Origin of the sequence: Kocuria atrinae C3-8 (assembly GCF_000286355.1) — a bacterium.
Classification (GTDB): domain Bacteria; phylum Actinomycetota; class Actinomycetes; order Actinomycetales; family Micrococcaceae; genus Kocuria; species Kocuria atrinae_A.
The window spans coordinates 1-1,416 of record NZ_AJXN01000191.1 but is presented as its reverse complement, the minus strand read 5'-3'; the positions used below and the strand labels follow the sequence as shown (position 1 = coordinate 1,416).

The 1,416-nt window shown below is 64.7% G+C and carries 2 protein-coding genes; both read left to right on the top strand.

The features are described from left to right. On the top strand, positions 1-424 hold a 424-nt coding region (locus YO9_RS0115590), incomplete at its 5' end, for a sarcosine oxidase subunit gamma (RefSeq protein ID WP_317259865.1). Beyond that, the gene (gene purU / locus YO9_RS0115585; RefSeq protein WP_016998330.1) at positions 424-1,326 is read left to right on the top strand and encodes a formyltetrahydrofolate deformylase; all 903 of its coding nucleotides are present in this window, start codon (positions 424-426) and stop codon (positions 1,324-1,326) included. The genes YO9_RS0115590 and purU, both read left to right, overlap by 1 nt. The last annotated feature ends 90 nt before the right edge of the window (positions 1,327-1,416 follow it).

Below are 1,416 nucleotides of genomic sequence, written 5' to 3'. Positions count from 1 at the left end.
AGGCGGGGTCGCCTCCCGTCCCGCGACCGACAGCGCCGCGGGGCCGGCCGGGGGTGCCGATCAAGAAAATCTCGGGGCGGCCCCGACCTTGTCGACGCATCCACTGACGCAAGAGCTGAGTCGGGCCATGGCCGGCCACAAGCAGCGGTCGCACGTGGTGGACCTTTCGGCCAACCGGACCACCCTGGAACTGTCCGGCCCCTCAGCCCGTGCCGTGCTCGAAAAGGGGTGCCCGTTGGATCTGCACCCGCGGGTCTTCGGGCCGGGCACCGCGGTCTCCACCACGCTGGGACTCGTGCAGGTCTTGCTGTGGCAGACCGATGAACAGACCTGGCGGATCATGCCCCGCTCGTCCTTCGCCGTGTACATCGCCCAATGGCTGATGGACGCCATGACCGAATTCGCATCCCAGGAGGTGGCGTGATGACCGCGCCAACAGAAATCGTAGAAACCAACGTGCCCGGAGCGGCGTCGTCGGAATTGGTGCTCACGCTGGACTGCCCCGAAACCCTGGGAATCGTGCACGCGGTGAGCGGGGTACTCCTGGATCACGGGTGCAACATTGTGGAGCTCACGCAGTTCGATGACCGGCGGCGGGGACATTTCTTCATGCGCGTCCACGTGGCGCCGATGGCCGGGGGCACCCTGGATCGCGACGCGCTGTATAAAGACCTGGAACCGGTGGCGGAACGCTTCGAGATGAACTGGCAACTCAATGTGCACGGGGCCAAGCGGCGGGTGCTGGTGATGGTCTCGAAGTTCGGTCACTGCCTCAATGACCTGCTCTATCGCAGCCGCACGGGTGAGTTGCCCGTGGACATCGTGGCCGTGGTGTCCAACCACCTGGACCACCAGCGACTGGTCGAGTGGCACGGCATCCCGTTCTACCACGTGCCCGTCACCCCGGACACGAAACCCGAGGCCGAGGCTCACCTGCTGGAACTCGTGGATCGTTTCGAAGTGGATCTGGTGGTCCTGGCCCGTTACATGCAGGTGCTCAGCGATTCACTGGCCACGCGGATGTCCGGGCGGGTGATCAACATTCACCACTCGTTCCTGCCCAGCTTCAAGGGTGCCAAGCCCTATCACCAGGCGTACGAACGCGGGGTCAAAACCGTGGGAGCTACCGCGCACTACGTCAATGCCGAACTCGACGAGGGCCCGATCATTGCCCAGCAAACCGTGCAGGTGGATCACACGTTCGGACCCGAGGATCTGGTGGCCGCCGGCCGGGATACCGAATGCAAGGCGCTGTCCGATGCCGTGAAATGGCACTGCGAAGGACGGGTGATTCTGCAGGGCCTCAGTACCGTGGTGCTGCGCTGAGCGGAGTGGAAGAAGAATCGGCCGGCGTGAGTGGGAGCCGGGACGAGCGTGAGACGGGATAAGCTCCGGAGACCAGCGAGCCGGATCAGC

Excerpts from the sequence above, each read along its gene's own strand:
- purU (WP_016998330.1), top strand. The coding sequence starts at position 424 with ATGACCGCGCCAACAGAAATCGTAGAAACCAACGTGCCCGGAGCGGCG.